The 18,036-nt window shown below is 64.4% G+C and carries 16 protein-coding genes; 6 read left to right on the forward strand and 10 right to left on the reverse strand.

Annotation, left to right across the window (positions count from 1 at the left end):
* Positions 1–17 precede the first annotated feature (17 nt).
* From QCE48_RS16185 to QCE48_RS16215, 7 genes are all read right to left on the reverse strand, one after another.
* Positions 18–983, reverse strand: coding sequence for a D-2-hydroxyacid dehydrogenase (locus QCE48_RS16185; RefSeq protein ID WP_309784850.1), 966 nt, complete (start codon positions 981–983; stop codon positions 18–20).
* 2 nt (positions 984–985) lie between these two features.
* Positions 986–2,980, reverse strand: a complete 1,995-nt coding sequence (gene tkt, locus QCE48_RS16190) for a transketolase (RefSeq protein ID WP_309784852.1) — start codon at positions 2,978–2,980, stop codon at positions 986–988.
* An 87-nt stretch (positions 2,981–3,067) separates the two neighbouring features.
* Positions 3,068–4,927 (reverse strand): TRAP transporter large permease subunit, encoded by a 1,860-nt coding sequence (locus QCE48_RS16195; protein ID WP_309784854.1) that lies wholly within the window; start codon positions 4,925–4,927, stop codon positions 3,068–3,070.
* 4 nt (positions 4,928–4,931) lie between these two features.
* Positions 4,932–5,972, reverse strand: a complete 1,041-nt coding sequence (locus tag QCE48_RS16200) for a TRAP transporter substrate-binding protein (RefSeq protein ID WP_087632900.1) — start codon at positions 5,970–5,972, stop codon at positions 4,932–4,934.
* A gap of 135 nt (positions 5,973–6,107) precedes the next feature.
* Complete coding sequence (locus QCE48_RS16205) at positions 6,108–6,872, reverse strand: glucose 1-dehydrogenase (protein WP_309784855.1); 765 nt, start codon at positions 6,870–6,872, stop codon at positions 6,108–6,110.
* 52 nt (positions 6,873–6,924) lie between these two features.
* The gene (locus tag QCE48_RS16210; protein ID WP_309784858.1) at positions 6,925–7,926 is read right to left on the reverse strand and encodes a transketolase family protein; all 1,002 of its coding nucleotides are present in this window, start codon (positions 7,924–7,926) and stop codon (positions 6,925–6,927) included.
* A complete protein-coding gene (locus QCE48_RS16215; protein WP_309784860.1) occupies positions 7,923–8,768 on the reverse strand; it encodes a transketolase in 846 nt (281 codons plus the stop codon). Before QCE48_RS16215 ends, QCE48_RS16210 begins: the two co-directional genes overlap by 4 nt.
* Positions 8,769–8,989: 221 nt before the next feature.
* On the opposite strand from QCE48_RS16215, the gene gcvA reads away from it, so the two are divergent.
* A complete protein-coding gene (gcvA, locus tag QCE48_RS16220; RefSeq protein ID WP_309784861.1) occupies positions 8,990–9,892 on the forward strand; it encodes a transcriptional regulator GcvA in 903 nt (300 codons plus the stop codon).
* Between the two features lie 81 nt (positions 9,893–9,973).
* Here gcvA and QCE48_RS16225 read toward each other — a convergent pair whose 3' ends face one another.
* Entirely contained in the window at positions 9,974–10,756 is a 783-nt protein-coding gene (locus QCE48_RS16225) for a glucose 1-dehydrogenase (protein ID WP_309784862.1), read from the reverse strand.
* Between the two features lie 124 nt (positions 10,757–10,880).
* Between QCE48_RS16225 and QCE48_RS16230 the strand changes: the two genes are divergently transcribed.
* Together QCE48_RS16230 and kdgT are read left to right on the forward strand one after the other, a co-directional pair.
* The gene (locus tag QCE48_RS16230; RefSeq protein WP_309784863.1) at positions 10,881–11,786 is read left to right on the forward strand and encodes a LysR family transcriptional regulator; all 906 of its coding nucleotides are present in this window, start codon (positions 10,881–10,883) and stop codon (positions 11,784–11,786) included.
* A 225-nt stretch (positions 11,787–12,011) separates the two neighbouring features.
* A complete protein-coding gene (gene kdgT / locus QCE48_RS16235) occupies positions 12,012–13,028 on the forward strand; it encodes a 2-keto-3-deoxygluconate transporter (protein ID WP_309784864.1) in 1,017 nt (338 codons plus the stop codon).
* Between the two features lie 113 nt (positions 13,029–13,141).
* On the opposite strand, the gene QCE48_RS16240 is transcribed toward kdgT, so the two are convergent.
* Entirely contained in the window at positions 13,142–13,408 is a 267-nt protein-coding gene (locus QCE48_RS16240) for a pentapeptide MXKDX repeat protein (protein WP_309784865.1), read from the reverse strand.
* A 260-nt stretch (positions 13,409–13,668) separates the two neighbouring features.
* Between QCE48_RS16240 and QCE48_RS16245 the strand changes: the two genes are divergently transcribed.
* From QCE48_RS16245 to QCE48_RS16255, 3 genes are all read left to right on the forward strand, one after another.
* Positions 13,669–14,241, forward strand: a complete 573-nt coding sequence (locus tag QCE48_RS16245) for a sigma-70 family RNA polymerase sigma factor (RefSeq protein ID WP_309784866.1) — start codon at positions 13,669–13,671, stop codon at positions 14,239–14,241.
* A complete protein-coding gene (locus QCE48_RS16250; protein WP_309784867.1) occupies positions 14,238–14,879 on the forward strand; it encodes a DUF1109 domain-containing protein in 642 nt (213 codons plus the stop codon). The genes QCE48_RS16245 and QCE48_RS16250 overlap by 4 nt, the downstream gene beginning before the upstream one ends.
* Positions 14,880–15,377: 498 nt before the next feature.
* Entirely contained in the window at positions 15,378–16,388 is a 1,011-nt protein-coding gene (locus QCE48_RS16255; protein WP_309794232.1) for a chemotaxis protein CheB, read from the forward strand.
* 91 nt (positions 16,389–16,479) lie between these two features.
* On the opposite strand, the gene QCE48_RS16260 is transcribed toward QCE48_RS16255, so the two are convergent.
* A complete protein-coding gene (locus tag QCE48_RS16260) occupies positions 16,480–18,036 on the reverse strand; it encodes an efflux transporter outer membrane subunit (protein ID WP_309784868.1) in 1,557 nt (518 codons plus the stop codon).

The following is an 18,036-nucleotide window of genomic DNA, read 5'->3' on the forward strand; positions in this document are numbered from 1 at the left end:
CGGCGCACCGCCTTGCGCTAAAGAGCCGCTTGAACCAGATTGCGCGGCGTGCCCGCGATGAAACTTTCGATGTTGTCGATCAACTGGTCGGCGAGCGCCTGCTGCGCTTCGTCCGATGCCCATGCGACATGCGGCGTCACGATGACGTTCGGCCGCCCGGCGATACGCATCAGCGGGTTGTCGGCGGCCGGTGGCTCGCCCGACACGACATCGAAGCCCGCGCCGCTGATGAGGCCTTCGTCGAGCGCGCGCGCGAGATCGGCTTCATCGACGAGTCCGCCGCGCGCCGTGTTGATGATCAGGGGCTTGCGCTTCATCGCGCGGAATTCGGGCATCGCGAGCATGCCGCGCGTCTGCGGCGTGAGCGGACTGTGCACAGTGATGATGTCGCTCGTCGCGAGCATTTGGTCCCACGGCGTGTAGAGCGGCCCGAACCCCTGGCTGCCTTTGTGCGCCGCGAATATCGGCCGCGCGCCGAAGACCTTCGCGATCTCCGCGACGCGCTGGCCGAGCACGCCTTCCCCGATGATGCCGAGCGTGGCGCCCGCCAGATCGCGGATCGGATGATCGAAGAAGCAGAACTGGCCGGACTTCTGCCAGACGCCGTTCAGCACATCGTCGCGATACGCGATCAGGTTGCGACGCAACGCGAGCATCAGCGCGAACGTATGCTCGGGCACCGTGTTCACCGCATAGCCGCGAATGTTCGCCACCGCGACGCCATGACGCGCGCAGGCGGCCTTGTCGACGCAATCGGTGCCGGTCGCCGCGACAGCCACGAGTTTCAGTCCCGAGCTTTGCGCGAGGATGTCGGCGGTGAGCGCGACCTTGTTCGTGATGACGATGGACGCACCCGCGATGCGCGCCGCCACGTCCTCCGGATGCGTCTGCGCATATTCCGCGAGTTCGTGCGCGAAGCCCGGCCTGCGCAGCGTGATCTGCGGAGCGAGCGTGGCGCGGTCGAGAAATACGATCTTGTGCATGATCAGCCTTCGTGGGATGAGATGAGGCGCTTCGCCTCGGCGGCGATATGCGCGGGCGTGATGCCGAAATGTTCATACAGCGCCTCGGCGGGACCGGAAGCGCCGAAGCCCGGCATCCCGACGAAGCCGCCGCGCTCGCCGAGATAGCGGTCCCAGCCGAAGCGCACCGCCGCTTCCACCGCGACGCGCACCGTGCCCGCGCCGAGCACGGACACACGGTAGGCGGCGTCCTGTTCGTCGAAGATCTCGCAGCACGGCATCGATACGACCGCCGTCGCGATGCCTTCCGCCTGCAAGCGCGCACGCGCTTCGAGTGCGAGCGCGACTTCCGATCCGGTCGCGATCAGTGTGACGCGACGCTTGCCGCCCTCGGCTTCGGCCAGCACGTAGGCGCCGCGCTGCGACAGGTTGGCGGCCGCGTGCGTCGTGCGCACCGTGGGCAACGCCTGCCGCGCGAACACGAGCGTGCTCGGCCCGCTCCGATGTTCGAGCGCGATCATCCAGCACTCGGCGGCTTCGACGGCATCGGCGGGACGGAACACGCGCATGTTCGGCATCGCGCGCAGCGACGCGAGAATCTCGACAGGCTGATGCGTCGGCCCGTTCCTGCCGACGCCGATCGAATCGTGACTGAACACGAACTTGACCGGCAGGCCCATCAACGCGGCCATGCGCATCGCGGGACGCTCGTAGTCGGAGAACGCGAGATAGGTGACGGCGAGCGGAATGACGCCGCCGTGCGCGGCCATGCCGTTCGCCATCGCGCCCATCAGATGTTCGCGCACGCCGCAGTGCACGTAGGCGCCGCTCCGATCGTTCGCGGTGAACGCCTTGAGGCTGCGCTTGTGGCCGGTCGGCGCTTCGAGGTCCGCGCAGCCGACCATGCGTTCCGGCAGATACGGCACAAGCAGATCATTGATCTCACCGGAGATGGTGATGCCCGCCTGTGCGTCGCGCGATTCGACTGCGCGCCGCTGGTAGGCCTCCAGTACGTCGCGCAAGCCATCGGGCAGACGCCCTGCCTGGATGCGCTCGAACTCGGCGCGCTCGCCCGCCGGCAACGCCGCCACGCGCGCCTGCCACGCGCGATATTCGTCATCGCTGCGACGTCCGGCGCTGCGCCACGCATCGAGCACGTCGGCGGGCACGTCGAACGGCGCGTGCGGCCAGCCGAGTTCGCGGCGCGCGGCTTCCGAATCCGCATCGAAGAGCTTGCCGCTGTGGCCGCCTCGCTGTCCCTGAAGTCGCGCGATGCCACGCGCGATCACGGTGCGGCACGCGATCATCGAAGGTCGCGGATCGCGGCGCGCCATCACGAGCGCCGCCGATACCGCTTCGAGATCGTGCCCGTCTACTTCGATCACCTGCCAGCCCGCGACGCGAAAGCGCGCGCTCACGTCCTCGGAGATCGAAAGCGACGTGCTGCCGTCGTCGGTGATCTGGTTGTCGTCCCAGCAGAGGATGAGCTTGCCGAGCTGCAAATGGCCCGCGAGCGAGACCATCTCCTGGCCGATGCCTTCCTGCAGGCAACCATCGCCGACGAACGCATACGTGTAGTGATCGACGATGCCATCGCCGAAGCGCGCGTTCTGATAAGCCTCCGCGACCGCCATGCCGAACGCGTTCGCGATACCCTGCCCGAGCGGCCCCGTCGTCACTTCGATTCCGGCGGCGGGTTCGAACTCGGGATGCCCGGCGCAGGTCGAGCCCATCTCGCGGAACGACTTGAGCGCGTCGATCCCGAAGTGCGCGTAGCCCGTGAGATGCAGTAGCGCGTACAGCAGCATCGAGCCGTGGCCGTTCGACAAGACGAAGCGGTCGCGATCGGGCCATTGCGGATCGGCGGGATTGAACTTCATGTGGCGCGTGAAGAGCGCCGTCGCGATCTCGGCCATGCCGAGCGGCACGCCCTGATGGCCTTCGCCGGCGCGCACGATCGAGTCGATGGCGAGAAAGCGGATCGCATCGGCGAGCGGCCGGGCCTCGGTATTTGACATGACGCATCTCTCCTGTGCCGCCCCGATGCGGGCGGCGTCTAAGGCAATTGGAAGATACGCCCCCGCCTGAACGGCGAGGGGCGTGGATCAATGCAGGAAGCCGGTCGAGATCCAGGGCACCGCCGCGACCACGATCAGGCCGACGATGAGCGCCAGGATGTAACCGACGATCGGCTTCATGCCTTCGTCCGGATGGATGCGGCTCACCGCGCAGGCCGAGTAATAGCCCACGCCGAAGGGCGGTGCGAACAGGCCGACGCCCATCGACAGGATCACGACCATCGAGTAGTGAACGTCGTCGATGCCCATCTGGCGCGCGATGGGGAACATCAGCGGACCGAACAGCACGATCGCGGGAATGCCTTCCAGCACGCTGCCGAGCACGATGAACGCGACGATCGAGGCTGCCATGAACATCGCCGCGCCGCCCGGCAAGCCGCCCATCGTGCGGGCAAGCTGGCCGGAGAAGCCCGACTGCGTGAGCGCCCACGCCATGCCGGTCGCCGCGCCGATGATCAACAGGATCGCGCCCGACAGCGCGGCCGTGTCGATCAGCATCGGCTTCAGGCGCGCCCATTCGAAGCGGCGGTAGATGAGGAGCCCCGCGAGCACGGCATACGCGATGCCGATCGTGGACACCTCGGTTGCCGTCGCGATGCCTTCGACCACCGCCGCGCGGATCACGAACGGCAGCGCGAGCGCCGGTACCGCGATCACCAGCTTCTTCGCGATCTCGGCACGGTTCGCGCGACGCACGCCCGACAAATCGTCGCCGCGATAACGCCACCACACGACCGCGCACAGCGTCACGGCAAGCACGACGCCCGGCAGCATGCCGCCCGTGAAGAGCGCCGAGATCGACACGCCCGTCACCGAGCCGAGCGTGATCAAGACGAGGCTCGGCGGAATCGTCTCGGTCTGCGCGCCGGTGGCGGCGAGCAGCGCGACGAGATCGCCGGGCTTCGCGCCGCGCGCCTTCATCTCGGGAAACAGCACCGGCGCGACGGCGGCCATGTCGGCGGCCTTCGAGCCCGAAATACCCGACACGAGATACATCGCGCCGACCAGCACGTAGGACAGACCGCCACGCACATGTCCGAGCAGGCTCGCCAGAAACGCGATCATCGCGGCGGCCATGCCGGTCATCTCGATCAACTGGCCGAGGAACACGAAGAGCGGCACCGAGAGCAGGATCAGGTGCGACATGCCCTCATCCATGCGACCGACCACGACGACGAGCGGCGTGCTCGTCGTGAGCGCGAGATAGCCGAAGGTCGCGAGGCCGAACGAGAACGCGATCGGCACGCCCGAGAGCACGGTCAGCGCCACCAGCCCGACAAAGAAGATCAGCAGGTTGACGTTGCCGAGGTCGCGGAACACCGGCGCGAGCGCATAGAAGCTGCCCCCGACCACGGCGACCAGCACCAGCGCCGCGATCGTCAGACGCCAGTTGGCGCTACGCACGAGCCGCAGGCACGCGACGAGCAACATCAGCGCCGTGCCGACCGGCAGCGCCGCCGCCCGCCACGAGTTCGGGATTTCGAGTGCGGGCGTCGTGATGAACGCTTCGTCCTGCGCGAACTCGACAGCCGGGCCGATCACGAGCACGAGGAACGCGAGCGGCGCCGCGATCGCGATGACTTCGAGGAACGCCCGCACGCCCGGCGACGCCATGCCGACGAGCGCCGTCATCCGCATGTGCTCGCCGCGCCGCAACGCGACCACCGCGCCGAGCATGGCGAGCCACAGGAAGAGGATGGACGCGAGCTCGTCGGACCAGACGAGCGGCGCGTGCAGCAGGTAACGGCTCGTCACGCCCGTGAGCAGTACCACGATTTCCGCGAGCACCAAGAGCGCGGCAGGGATCTCCACAAGATGACCGAGAACGGTGTCGAGGACACCGGCTATGCGGCGCGGCGCCGCGTGCGAAGCCGTGTACGTAGTCATGGCATCACACCAGCTTGCCGACGTTCTTTTCCAGGAGCGACCAGCCCTCGTTGCCGTACTTGGTTTTCCAGTCGCTGTAGAAGCTCGTCTTGCGCAGCGCGTTGCGGAAGGCTTCGCGATCGACTTCCACGATGTTGATGCCCTTCGTCTTCAGGTCCGTGCGCAGCGAGACATTGAGCTTCGCGATGTCCGCGCGCTGCAGCATGCCGGCCGCTTCGAACTCGCGCGTGACGATCGCGCGCATGTCGGCGGGAAGCTTCTCCCACGCGCGGCGGTTACCGAGAATCCAGTAGGCGTCCCATACGTGCGAGGTCAGGCTGATCGACTTCTGCACTTCGTAGAGCTTCGCTGTCGCGATGATCGGCAGCGGATTTTCCTGGCCTTCCACCACGCCCGTCTGCAAGGCGGAATAGAGCTCGTTGAAGTTGATCGGCGAGGGGCCGGCGTCGAGCGCCTTGAAGAGCGACGTGAGCATCGGCGCCTGCGGCACGCGAATCTTGAAGCCCTTGAGGTCATCGGGCGTCTTCACGACGCGCGTCGACGAACTGACCTGACGGAAGCCGTTGTCCCACGCGCGCGAGACCGACACAATGCCCGCCTTCTCGATCTGGCCGCGCACATAGGCGCCGAGGTCGCCGTCCATCGCCTTCCAGACGGCGTCGTAGTCCTGGAACGCGAAACCCGTGTTGACGATGCCGGCGGCAGGCGCGAGCGTCGCGAGAATCGACGATGCCTGGTTGAAGAACTCCACGCCGCCGCTGCGCACTTGCGAGAGCAGATCGGTGTCCGAGCCCAATTGGTTCGCCGGGAAGAGCTTGATATCGAGCTTGCCGCCCGTGGCTTCGCGGATCTTGTTCAGCGCTTCCTGCGCGCGAATGTTGACGGGATGCGTCGGGTCCTGGCCGGTCGCGAGCTTGTAGTTGAATTCGGCGGCGGACGCGCGGTGCGAAAGGCCCAACAGCGGCGCCGCGGCGGCGACCGTGGCGCCCGCTTTCAGGAACGTGCGGCGGTCGATGCCCTTCAGGGCGGTCGGACGGGTTGTCATGGTGTGCTCCTCCAATACTGGGTATCGGTATGGTTATCGCGCCTTCCGAGGCTGTTTTTTTGCGGCGCCTCGTGGACGCTTCATTCGATGCGTTTCGGCAATGCGCTCTTCGGCGCGTGTGCCTGGCGGCGACGCTCAACCGTGGATCAGCATGCCTCCGTTGACGTCGATGACGGCGCCGGTAATGTACGACGAAATGTCCGCCGCGAGGAAGAGGAACGCACCCGCGACGTCATCCGGCACGCCGAGGCGGCCTGCCGGAATACCCGCGAGAATCTCGCCGCGCTTCTCTTCAGGGATCTTGCCCGCGTTGATGTCGGTCTGGATCAGACCCGGCGTCACGCAATTGACGCGGATGCCTTCGCCGCCCAGTTCGCGCGCCATCGCCTTTGCGAGACCGAGCACGCCCGCCTTCGCGGCCGAGTAGTGCGGACCGCCCAGGATGCCGCCGCCGCGCTGCGCGGAGACCGACGACATGCAGCCGATTGCCCCGCTCTTCTGCTTCTTCATCTGCGGCACGACGGCTTGCGACAGATACAGCACGCCGCGCAGGTTGACATCGAGGATGCGGTCCCAGCTTCGCGGGTCGATATCGAGGAACTTCGCCGCCTGCGTAATGCCTGCATTGTTGATGAGCACGTCGATCTTGCCGAAGTCGGCGACGACTTTCGCTACGGCATCCTCGCAGGCCTGCCGGTCGGTCACGTTGCACACATAGCCGCGATGCTCCGCGCCGATCGATGCCGCCGCTTCCTTCGCCTGGGCTTCGTCGAGATCGAGGATCGCGACCTTCGCGCCGTGCTTCGCGAACATGCGTGCGGTCGCCATGCCGATACCGCGGGGAGATGCTGCGCCGGAAATGACGGCGACCTTGCCTTCGAGAAGACGCGAGTCGGACATGATGGGTTTCTCCTGATTCCTGATGAGGGTGTGTGTGGTTTGATGCGCAGTGTCAGCCGAGCCAGTTCCTGATGGTGTCGACCATCACGTTCGTCGAAATGCCGTAGCGGTCGTGCAGGGTGGGCAGTGCGCCCGCGTCGAGGAATGCGTCTGGCAAGGCAATCTGGCGGAACGGCGGCGTGATGCCCGCCGTAAGAAGCGCGGTCGCGACGCCTTCGCCAAGGCCGCCGATGCCGGTATGGTTTTCCGCGACCACGACGAGGCGCCCGGAGCGCTTCGCTTCGCGCAGGATCGTGACGGTGTCGAGCGGCTTGATGGTCGGCACATGCAGCACGCCCACGCCGACGTTGTCCGCTTCGAAGGCCTTCGCCACTTCGAGCGCGCGCATCGTCATGATGCCGGTCGAAATGATCAGCACTTCGGCGCCGTCGCGCAGCAGTTTCGCCTTGCCGAGTTCGAACTGATAGTCGTATTCATCGAGCACGACGGGCACGTTGCCGCGCAAAAGGCGTGCATACACCGGGCCCTTGTGGTCGGCCATCGCGGGCACCATCTGTTCGATTTCGAGCGCATCGCACGGATCGATCACGGTCATGCCCGGCATCGCGCGCATCAAGGCGAGATCTTCCGCCGCCTGATGGCTCGGGCCGTAGCCGGTCGTGAGTCCGGGCAACGCGCAGACGATCTTCACATCAAGATTGTCTTCGGCGATCGCCTGATGCATGAAGTCGTAGGCGCGGCGCGTCGCGAACACGGCGTAGGTCGTCACCCACGGCTGCGCACCTTCGTGTGCGAGACCGGCTGCCGCGCCCATCAGCAGTTGCTCGGCCATGCCCATCTGGTAGTAGCGCTCGGGAAACTCCTTCGCGAAGAGATGCAGGTCGGTGTACTTGCCGAGGTCGGCGGTCATGCCGACCACGTTCTGCCGCTCTCGCGCCAGTTCGACGAGCGCCTTCCCGAACGGCGCCGAGCGCGTGATCTGCCCTTCGCTCGCAATCGAAGCGATCATCGCCGAGGTCTTCAGGCGCGGCTTCTTCGTCGTGGTGTCGTTCATGCTTGTCTCCCTTCGTCGAGCGCGGCAAGCGCCAGTTGCCATTCGTGCGGATCGACGCGGATGAAGTGATTCTTCTCGCGCTCTTCGAGGAACGGGACGCCGCAGCCCATGCGCGTATCGCAGACGATCATGCGCGGCCGCGGTTCCGGATGATTGCGTGCGTTGTCGAACGCAGCCTTCACGGCATCGATGTCGTTGCCGTCGATGCGTTGCGTGTACCAGCCGAACGATTCGAGTTTTTCGACGAGCGGCTCGAACGCCATGATCTGCGTCGACGGGCCATCGGCTTGCTGATTGTTGACGTCGACCATCGCGATCAGGTTGTCGAGCTTCCAGTGAGCCGCCGACATGATGCCTTCCCAGATCGCGCCTTCATCGAGTTCGCCGTCGGAGAAGAGCGTGTAGACGAATGCGTCCGAACCCTTGCGCTTCAGACCGAGGCAGCGGCCCACTGCAATCGTCAGACCGTGGCCGAGCGAGCCGCCCGACATCTCCATGCCCGGCGTGTAGGCGGCCATACCGGACATCGGCAGGCGGCTGTCGTCGCTGCCGTAGGTTTCGAGTTCTTCCGGCGGCAGGAAGCCGGCTTCGAAGAGCGCCGCATAAAGCGCGATTGCATAGTGACCGTTCGAGAGCAGGAAGCGGTCGCGCCCTTCCCAGTCGGGATTCTCGGGCTGGTAACGCATTGCGCCGAAGTAGGCGACCGCCAGCACATCGGCGATATCGAGAGCCTGGCCGATATAGCCTTGGCCCTGCACTTCACCCATCAGCAGCGCGTTGCGCCGGATGCGGTAGGCGCGTTCCGCGAGAGGGGCGCGTTGCCCGGCTTCGCTCGTATTCACGAGTTGTCTCCATCTTGTATCGGCAGACAAAACGGCTGTCGGCCTCGGTTCTGGATGATGTGAAGTAGCCGCTTTAGAGGCCTCCGCATCCACCCTCGCCGCATCGGGAAAACCCGTGTCGTATAAGGCTCGGCGAGTGATTCAAGCGTATCGGCTTGAGTCCGCGCGCTCAAACGAATTAAAGTGGCTGATCGCTGAATTGAATTCACCCGGATACTGCAATGCAAAATCGCGCGACACTCAAGTCGATACAAGCCTTCGAGGCGGCGGCCAGGCTATCGTCGTTCGCGCTTGCAGCAGAAGAGTTGTTCGTGACGCCCTCGGCGATCAGTCATCAGGTGAAGCTGCTGGAGGAGCAATTGGGCGTGCGGCTCTTTCATCGCGTGCATCGCGCGGTCGTGCTCACCGACATCGGCCGGACGTACGCCGAGGAGATCGGCGCAGCGTTCGGACGCATTGAGGCCGCGACGCGGGACGCTGGCCGCGTCGCGAAGAGCGACATCCTCACCGTGCATTCGACGCCGAGCTTCGCGACGCAATGGCTCATGTCGCGGCTCGCGCGGTTCAGCGCGCTCAATCCGGATATCGACGTGCGGCTCAATGCGTCGACGGAACCTTGCGACCTCACCACCGGCGCGGTCGATGTCGAGATTCGTTACGGCGCGCGCAAGATGCAGCCGGCCGGTACGATGGTGCTCGAGTTCCCGCCGGAAACCATCGTGCCGCTTTGCTCGCCGGCGTTGATGCAAGGCGAGCAACCGATCCGCACGGTGGCGGACCTGCGGCATCATGCGCTGATTCATAGCGAGGGATGCCTGGTGGGATGGCGCGACTGGATGCGCCTCTACCGCAAGACCGTCGTCGACATCACGCGCGGGCCGCGCTTCGCGCGCTCCTTCATGGCGATCAGCGCGGCGGCGGATGGAATGGGGGTGTGCCTCGAAAGCCTGCTGCTCGTGCAGAGAGAGCTCGAGACGGGACGGCTCGTGGCGCCGCTCGGCGTGGAAGGACTGCGGGTAAAGGGCTATACGATGAATCTGCTCAAGTCGCGCGCGGAGTTGCCGAAGCTGCGCAATTTCCAGGACTGGCTCTTTACCGAACTCGACAAGTCCGTGCGCGACTGATGATGCGTTGCCGATGTGCAGCCGCGCATTGCGCGCCCTATGGGTCCTGCCTCGACTGACAGGCTCGGCAGTCTCACTTCGTCAGATTTGCGCTCTTCCGCCATCGACAAACATTTCGATGCCGGTGATATAGCTCGCGTCATCGGATGCGAGGAACGATACGGCCTTGGCAATCTCATCCGCTTCACCGACCCGGCCTAACGGCGTCGTTTCGCTTACCTCGCGGCGATACGCGTCTATCTGTTCATCGGTGAGCTTGAGTTCCGTCTTGTAGGCGGGAGTCACGACCACGCCGGGCGAGACCACGTTGACGCGAATGTCGCGGCCCTTGAGATCGCTGGCCCAGGTTCGCGCGAACGAGCGCAAAGCCGCCTTGGTCGCAGCGTAGACGCCGAACGCAGGCGTGCCCTGAATCGACGTGATCGAACCGGTGATCACGATGGCGCTGCCGGGCCGCATCAAAGGCAACGCATTCTGGACCGTGAACAATGTCCCTTTGACGTTGATGCCGAAGTACTTGTCGAACTGGGCCTCGGTGATCTGGCCGAGCGGCGAGAATTCGCCGCCGCCTGCGTTGGCGAACAGAATGTCGAGATGCCCGTGCGTGTCGGAAACCGTTTGGAACATCCGCTGCAAGTCTTCCGCCAGCGAGACGTCTGCGCGGATAGCAATGGCGCCATGACCGATCTGTTCGACTGCGGCATCGAGTTCGGCCTGACGGCGGCCGGAGATATAGACCGTCGCGCCTTCGCGCGCGAAGCGCTCGGCGGCGGCAAGGCCGATGCCGGAACTGCCGCCGGTGACCAAAACGATTTTGCCGGCGTGACGGCTTGCATCGATATGACGGTTAGCGAATGCGTTCATTGCGTGCTCCTTGTGTGCCATGTGAAGGTGAACCTCAGCTTATTCCCTGCATTCGATGCGATAAAGCCGTATTCTTTACCGTCTTTATGCACCGATATGCATAATCAGCGGAGGCAACTAAGCTGTGGATCATTTGCAAGCCATTCGAATTTTTGCGCGCGTGGTGGAAACAGGAAGCTTCACGCGGGCTGCGGCGTCGCTCGACATGCCGAATACGACGGTCAGCAAATGGGTGCGCTCGCTCGAAGCTCATCTCGGCGTGAAGCTTCTCGAACGCAGCACCCGACGCGTAACGGTGACGACCGACGGCGCCGCATATTACGAGCGTATGCGCTTCCTGCTAAGCGAACTGGACGATGTCGAAGCGACATTGGGCCGTGCGCACGGCAGTCCGCGAGGCGCACTCAGGATCGATACCGGCGGGTCGGTGGCGAGCGGCATCCTGATACCGGCGCTCTCGTCGTTTCGGGCGCAATACCCTGACATCCAGTTGCTGTTGAGTGTGACGGATCGAACCGCCGATCTGATTGCCGAGAATATCGACTGCGCTGTTCGCAGCACGGCGAACGACCCGGCGCTCGTTACGCAGCGCATAGGCACGCTGCGCTGGGCGACGCTCGCGAGTCCCTCGTATCTCGCGAAGCACGGCACACCGTCGCATCCACGCCAGATCGCCGATGACGGCCATGCGGTAGTCGGGTACTTTTCGGCGAGCAGCAGTGCTGTCCAACCGCTTCGATTCGCATGCGCTGGCGAACGGCTGGTCCTGGACGATGTGCGCAACGACGTCCTGGTCAGCGAGAGCAACGCGCACCTCGCGACTGCAATGGCAGGCCTGGGCATCGTCCAGACGCTAGAGTTCATGGGACTTCCGGCGATCGCGCGCGGTGAACTCATTTCTATTCTCAGCGAGTGGAATCCCGAGCCGCTCGACGTTTATGTCGCGTATCCGCCGAGTCGTCGATTCAGCACGAAAGTACGGGTATTCGTCGATTGGGTCAAAGCGCTCTTCGCTTCGTTGAGCCCTTGAAGCTTAGACGGACGCGCGTTCCCAACCGGCGAACAGCGCACCAAAAATCCGAAGCCCGCCTAAAAGCGCGATTTCGGGTAAACGATTAACCCGCCCTTTCGAGTGTGCCGAGCGGATCAAAAATAACGATGCTATATTGCGCCAGACCGGCATGCACGCTGGCACAAGCGGCCGCCGCTCGGGGCAGACAGCCCGCCATCCGTACGCTCAAATCACGGAGGAGACATGAAGATAAAGAAAGCGATTGACCGCATTCCCGGCGGCCTCATGCTGGTGCCCCTGTTGCTCGGCGCCTGCGTTCATACGTTCGCGCCGGGCGCCGGCAAGTATTTCGGCTCGTTCACCAATGGCCTCATCACCGGCACCGTGCCGATCCTCGCGGTGTGGTTCTTCTGCATGGGCGCGACCATCGATCTTCGCGCGACCGGAACCGTGCTTCGCAAGTCGGGCACCTTGCTGGTCACGAAGATGGCCGTTGCATGGGTCGCGACGATCCTCGCGGCGCGCTTCATCCCGATCGACGGCATCAAGACCGGTCTCTTCGCGGGACTGTCCGTGCTGGCGATCACGACGTCGATGGACATGACCAACGGCGGACTCTACGCCGCCGTCATGCAGCAATACGGCAGCCGCGAAGAGGCGGGCGCGTTCGTGCTGATGTCGGTGGAATCCGGGCCGCTCATCAGCATGCTCATTCTCGGCGCAACGGGTGTCGCGGTCTTCGAGCCGCGGCTGTTCGTCGGTGCGGTGCTGCCGTTTCTGATCGGCTTCGCGCTCGGCAATCTCGACGGCGACCTGCGCGAACTCTTCGGCCGCTGCGTCCATCCGCTGATTCCGTTCTTCGGCTTTGCGCTTGGCAACGGCATCGACCTGCACGTGATCGCGACAAGCGGATTGCCGGGCGTCGTGCTCGGGCTGGTGGTCATCGTCGTGACGGGCATTCCGCTGATTCTCGCGGACCGCTGGATCGCGGGCGGCAATGGCGCGGCCGGGCTGGCGGCATCGTCGACGGCGGGGGCGGCGGTAGCGAATCCGGCGATCATCGGCGAGATGATTCCTCGCTTCAAGCCGCTCGTGCCGGCGGCGACGGCCATGGTCGCGACCGCGTGTCTGGTGACGGCCATCCTCGTGCCGATCCTGACCGCGCTGTGGGTTCGTCGATATCGCGCCCGCCACGGTCTGGAGGAGTCCCACGCGGAAGAAGCCGTGCGACCGCTCGGCGAGCAGGACGTGCACGCCTGATTCATCGAGCGGGCAGCTCGCAGCAGAAGAGCGCTGACCACCGACATGCGTGGCGAAACGCGATGAACGAGTTGCAGCAAGCGTCGCCGCCGGTTCATCGCGCGTCGCGGCGCTTATTTGCTCATGCCGTTCTCGCTATCGTGCTTCATTGCCGAGCTACCCTTTTTCATCTCGTCGTGCTTCATCTTCTTGCCTGAATCCTTGGACATCGAGTCTTTGCTCATCGAATCCTTGCTCATCGAATCCTTGCCCATCGAATCATGCGACATCGAGTCCTTCGACATCGCATCGTTGGACATTGCGCCGCTTGCCTGTGCGAATACCGGGCCGCCGCTGGCGAGCAACGCTGCGGCACATGCTGCGATTGCAATGCGTTTCATATCAACTCCTTTGTAGGTTTGCGATAAGTTGCGCGAAGTCGGACTCCGAACAACCGCGCCGGACCCGACGACTTGCGCCTTCGTTTTCGATGCGTCGTTCAACGCGCATCCGACAGGTAGTTCGACGCGCAAACCGATCCGGTTACAGGCAGCGAATAATTTTCTGTGGACTGTTCGCGACAGCGGCCAACGAGCTTGCGCTCGCGGGTAGGTAGAATCGGGAGAAAATAAGTTCGTGCTTCTTGTAACCAGAGCGGCCAATGGATCGAATTACGGATAACGCCCGTCTAAAAGCACGGGAGGCGCATCTCCAGGCACTCTTCTTGAGCGGGCTCGACGGCGACGAAAAGGCGTATCGGCTGTTTCTGGTGGAATTGAGCACGCATCTTCGTGGCTTCCTGCGGCGAAGACTCCTTGCTCAGCCGGGCGACGTCGAAGACCTCGTGCAGGAGACGCTGCTCGCCGTGCATAACGCGCGGCAAACGTATCGCCGGCAGGAACCGCTCACCGCCTGGGTACACGCCATAGCGCGCTACAAGCTGATGGACTACTTTCGGGCGCGCGCGCGGCACGACGCCCTGAACGATCCGATCGATGACGCCTTCGAACTGTTCGCCGCGCCCGACCTCGAACCTGCACAGGCGAAGCGAGACCTGGGGAAGTTGCTGGAGCAGTTGCCCGAGCGCCAGCGTCTGCCGATCGTGCATGTGAAGCTGGAAGGGCTGTCGGTGTCTGAGACGGCACGCATGACCGGCCTGTCGGAATCCGCGGTGAAGATCGGCGTGCATCGTGGATTGAAGGCGCTGGCTGCCAAGATTCGAGGAATGCGATGAAAACCGATGACTTCATATCGATGCTCGCCAACGGCGTCACGCCAGTTGACCGGCACGTGCTCGCGAGACGATTCGGCATCGCCGTATTAATCGGCGCGGTCAGCGCGATGCTGCTCGTCGCCGTGTTGCTCGGCGTTCGATCCGACCTTGGTGTCGTGGCGGTTACGCCGATCTTCTGGGCAAAGATCGCGCTGCCGCTCTTGCTGATGGTGGGTGCGCTCGTCGTGTGCACGCGGCTCGCGCGGCCCGGAGTTGCCCCGAACGGCGGCTGGGCGCTGATCGGCCTGCCGGTGGCGGCAATCTGGATCGCCACGCTTTACGTGCTGGCGTCGGCGTCCGCTGATGAACGGCTTGCGATGGTGCTCGGCAAGACCTGGCGCGTGTGTCCGTTGAACATCGCGATGCTTTCGGTTCCAGGATTGATCGCCGCATTCTGGGCGCTCAAGGGCCTCGCGCCGACCCGGCTTGCGTTGACGGGCGCCGTCGGCGGGCTGCTGGCCGGATCGACGGCGACGCTTGCCTACTGTCTGCACTGCCCCGAGATGGCGATACCGTTCTGGGGCATCTGGTATGTGCTCGGCATGCTCGTGCCGACGGTGACCGGCGCGTTGCTAGGGCCGCGCTTGTTGAGATGGTGAGGCACGTAACGATCCGGGGACCAGACAGTTTTTGCGAGTACCGGCTATCGGCGCATGCATGATCGGGCGCGCGAATCGCGATAGCGCGCTCACGGAGCCGCTAACGCTCGTGTATTCCTCGTGGCCGATCCTGCCATCAAGCAACACGAGCATCCCCGAGTCGTGTGCGATCTGAAGTATGGCCGGTTTCATCACTGCCTGCGGTTCGCGGGATATTTCCACGTCCTCTTTAAGCAACGCAAATGCCAAGAGCCGTTGCTCGTCGTGGCGATCGAGGGACTCAAGGTCGTCGCGAAGCAAACATTTCCGGTCGCCGGCTCGTCTCTAGCGACTTTTTCGCGGTAGCCAGGTGAAATGGCTGGCGCCTTCCGGTCCTTTGTACGAAATGATTCCCTTAGGTACGACGCCGGCATCCGGGCTGCGGTGTAGGCTCGTTTCCTGTAGTGCGCTCCTGAAAGTGCGCCCTGGAAACCTCAAAAGGATGTCCAAGTCGTCCACATGCCCACAGGTCATCGTCACGTCATCGTCATCGGTACATCGCTCGGCGGCCTTGCCGCTCTGCGAGCGGTCGTTTCCGCTTTCCCTGCGGACCTGCACGCCGCCGTGCTGGTCGTGATGCATGTCGGCACGCAACGCAGCCTTCTGCCCGAGCTTCTCGCGCCGCATTGCCGTCTGCCCGTCAAGCACGCCGAGGACGACGAGCCCCTTGCGCGGTCGGTCATCTACGTTGCGCCGCCCGACCGGCACTTGATGGTCTTCGAAGGATGCGTCCGTCTAAGCTCGGGTCCGAAGGAAAACTTCACGCGTCCCGCCGTCGACCCGCTTTTTCGATCCGTAGCGGTCGAGTTTGGCGAACGCGTCATCGGTATCGTGTTGACCGGCGATCTCGACGACGGTGCAGCCGGCATCGCTGCGATCAAGGCATGCGGCGGATGGGTCGCGGTCCAGGACCCGTCGGACTGCGTCGCGCCCTCGATGCCGTCGAGTGCGCTGCGCGCCACGACGGCGGACGTCATCGCCCCAGTCGACCGGTTGGGCGACGCCATCGTGGACGCGGTGAACCAAAAGCCTTCTCAGGAGCGACGGATCGTCATGGATAAGACACCCATCGAGCTGGAAACGCGCATTGCGCTCACCGGTCAATCGTCGCCCGAGGATCTGGACGCGCTCGGCGAACGGAGCACTCTGACGTGTCCGGATTGCGGCGGCGTGATCTGGCGCGTCGGAGAGGCCCAGCCATTGCGTTATCGATGTCACACCGGCCACGCGTTCTCGAACGCGTCACTCAACGCGGCGCAGGAGCGAAGCGTCGAAGAAGCCCTGTGGGTATCGGTGCGCCGGTTGCAGGAGCGCGCCGCTTTCGCGCTGGAACGCGCGCATGTCGCGCAACGCCGCAACGAACGCCACGAGGCCGCGGAGGAACTCGAACGGCACGCCAGATTTGCCGCACTTGAAGATTCGTTGCGCCGATTCCTTCAGCAGGACGCCGTCGAACCATCCGAGCCTTGAGGACAAACCATCCTCGTCGATCCCCAACCCATGGCGTCGGCGCCCCGGGCAACTCGCAGCGCGGGTGACGCATGATTGCGCGGCCAATCCTCTATTCCAGCTGCGCCGACTGCGCAGGAAGCTGATCCGGAAAATCCTCCCAGCCTCCACCCAGCGACTTGTAGACGGCAATCAAATCGGTCGTCACGCTCACGGTCGATTGTGCGAGTTGTTCGCGCGTCTGCGCCAACTGCCGCTCGGCGTCGAGCACGGAGATGAACGAAGTGAGTCCTTTGCGATAGCTGTCCGTGGAAAGCTCCAGGCTCACGCGATTCGCCTCGACGGTCTTCACGAGCGCCGCGCGATGATCCTGCTCCGTGCGATATGCAACGAGCGCGTTGTCCACGTCCTGCAACGCGGTAAGCACGGTCTGCCGGTACTGCAGCGCCGCTTGCGCCGCCTGCGCGTTCGCGATCTCGACGTTCGCACGCAGCGCGCCGCCCTGGAAGATCGGCAGCGAAATGCTCGGCCCCACCGACCAGAACAGGCTCGACCAGTGCGCAAGATACCGTGCGCTCGTCGCGCGCGTGCCAATCTGCCCCGTCAGCGAGACATCGGGATAAAGCTGCGCCACCGCGACGCCGACCTCCGCCGTCGCCGCATGCAGTTGCGCTTCGGCGCGGCGGATGTCGGGCCGGCGTCGCGCGAGCGTCGACGGCACACCGACGGGAACCGAAGGCGGAACGGGCGGCACGACGCCCGCGCCGGTCGCGGACAACTCGGCATCGAGCGTGCCGGGCGCCGCGCCGGTGAGCACCGCGAGTCCGTTCATCGTCTGCGCGATCTGGGCATCGAGTCCGGGTAGTTGCGCCTGCAACGATCCCAGTTGCGCGGTGGCACTTTGCACGTCCGCCTGGCTCGTCAATCCGACGCGCGCCTGCTCGCGCGTGAGATCGACGATGTTCTCTTCCGCATCAATTTCCGCAAGCGTGATCTGCTTCACGTATTGCGCGCCGCGCAGTTGCGCATACGTGCGCGCGACTTCCGATTCGAGCGACACGAGCGCATCGTTGCGGCTTTCGATTTCTGCCTGCGTCTGCGCATCCGCCGATTCGACCGAGCGCCGCACGCGTCCAAAGAGATCGAGTTCCCACGATGCATCGAAGCCGTCTTGCCAAAGCGTGACGGGTCCCGTCGCCGAATCGATGCCCTGCCGCACGCGGGCCGCGTTCGCGCCAAGCGCATCGATCCTGTCGTACACGCCCTGCGATTGCAGGAGGCCCTTCACGCCGAGCTGCTCACGCATCACGCTCGCGCTCGCATTGATTTGCGGCAGCCCTTGCGCGCCCGCCGCGAGGCTCTGCTCGCGCGCGGCCGCGATTCGCAACACCGCGCTCTGCAGATCGAGATTACCGGCGATGGCGCGCTCGATCAGCGAATCGAGCATCGCATCGTCGAAACGCTTCCACCAATGCGGATCGGGATCGGCGCGCGTGTCGGCGGTCGATGGATCGCTCGCATGCGGGATGCGCGGATCATCGGGCGGGTTCTGCGAGCGCCGCGTGTCGCTCCAGTCCTGGGGTGCGTTGGGCGTCGGCGTCTTGAAGTCGGGGCCGACCGCGCAGCCGCTCAACCACAACAGGATAATGAGAAAATCACGATGTCGCAT

Source organism: Caballeronia sp. LZ024, from assembly GCF_031451455.1.
Lineage (GTDB): Bacteria > Pseudomonadota > Gammaproteobacteria > Burkholderiales > Burkholderiaceae > Caballeronia > Caballeronia telluris.

Bases quoted from the DNA above. Each gene is read 5' to 3' on its own strand.
- QCE48_RS16185 (WP_309784850.1), bottom strand. From the start codon at position 983: ATGCACAAGATCGTATTTCTCGACCGCGCCACGCTCGCTCCGCAGATC.
- tkt (WP_309784852.1), bottom strand. From the start codon at position 2,980: ATGTCAAATACCGAGGCCCGGCCGCTCGCCGATGCGATCCGCTTTCTC.
- QCE48_RS16195 (WP_309784854.1), bottom strand. From the start codon at position 4,927: ATGACTACGTACACGGCTTCGCACGCGGCGCCGCGCCGCATAGCCGGT.
- QCE48_RS16200 (WP_087632900.1), bottom strand. From the start codon at position 5,972: ATGACAACCCGTCCGACCGCCCTGAAGGGCATCGACCGCCGCACGTTC.
- QCE48_RS16205 (WP_309784855.1), bottom strand. From the start codon at position 6,872: ATGTCCGACTCGCGTCTTCTCGAAGGCAAGGTCGCCGTCATTTCCGGC.
- QCE48_RS16210 (WP_309784858.1), bottom strand. From the start codon at position 7,926: ATGAACGACACCACGACGAAGAAGCCGCGCCTGAAGACCTCGGCGATG.
- gcvA (WP_309784861.1), top strand. From the start codon at position 8,990: ATGCAAAATCGCGCGACACTCAAGTCGATACAAGCCTTCGAGGCGGCG.
- QCE48_RS16225 (WP_309784862.1), bottom strand. From the start codon at position 10,756: ATGAACGCATTCGCTAACCGTCATATCGATGCAAGCCGTCACGCCGGC.
- kdgT (WP_309784864.1), top strand. From the start codon at position 12,012: ATGAAGATAAAGAAAGCGATTGACCGCATTCCCGGCGGCCTCATGCTG.
- QCE48_RS16240 (WP_309784865.1), bottom strand. From the start codon at position 13,408: ATGAAACGCATTGCAATCGCAGCATGTGCCGCAGCGTTGCTCGCCAGC.
- QCE48_RS16245 (WP_309784866.1), top strand. From the start codon at position 13,669: ATGGATCGAATTACGGATAACGCCCGTCTAAAAGCACGGGAGGCGCAT.
- QCE48_RS16250 (WP_309784867.1), top strand. From the start codon at position 14,238: ATGAAAACCGATGACTTCATATCGATGCTCGCCAACGGCGTCACGCCA.
- QCE48_RS16255 (WP_309794232.1), top strand. From the start codon at position 15,378: ATGCCCACAGGTCATCGTCACGTCATCGTCATCGGTACATCGCTCGGC.
- QCE48_RS16260 (WP_309784868.1), bottom strand. From the start codon at position 18,036: ATGCGACATCGTGATTTTCTCATTATCCTGTTGTGGTTGAGCGGCTGC.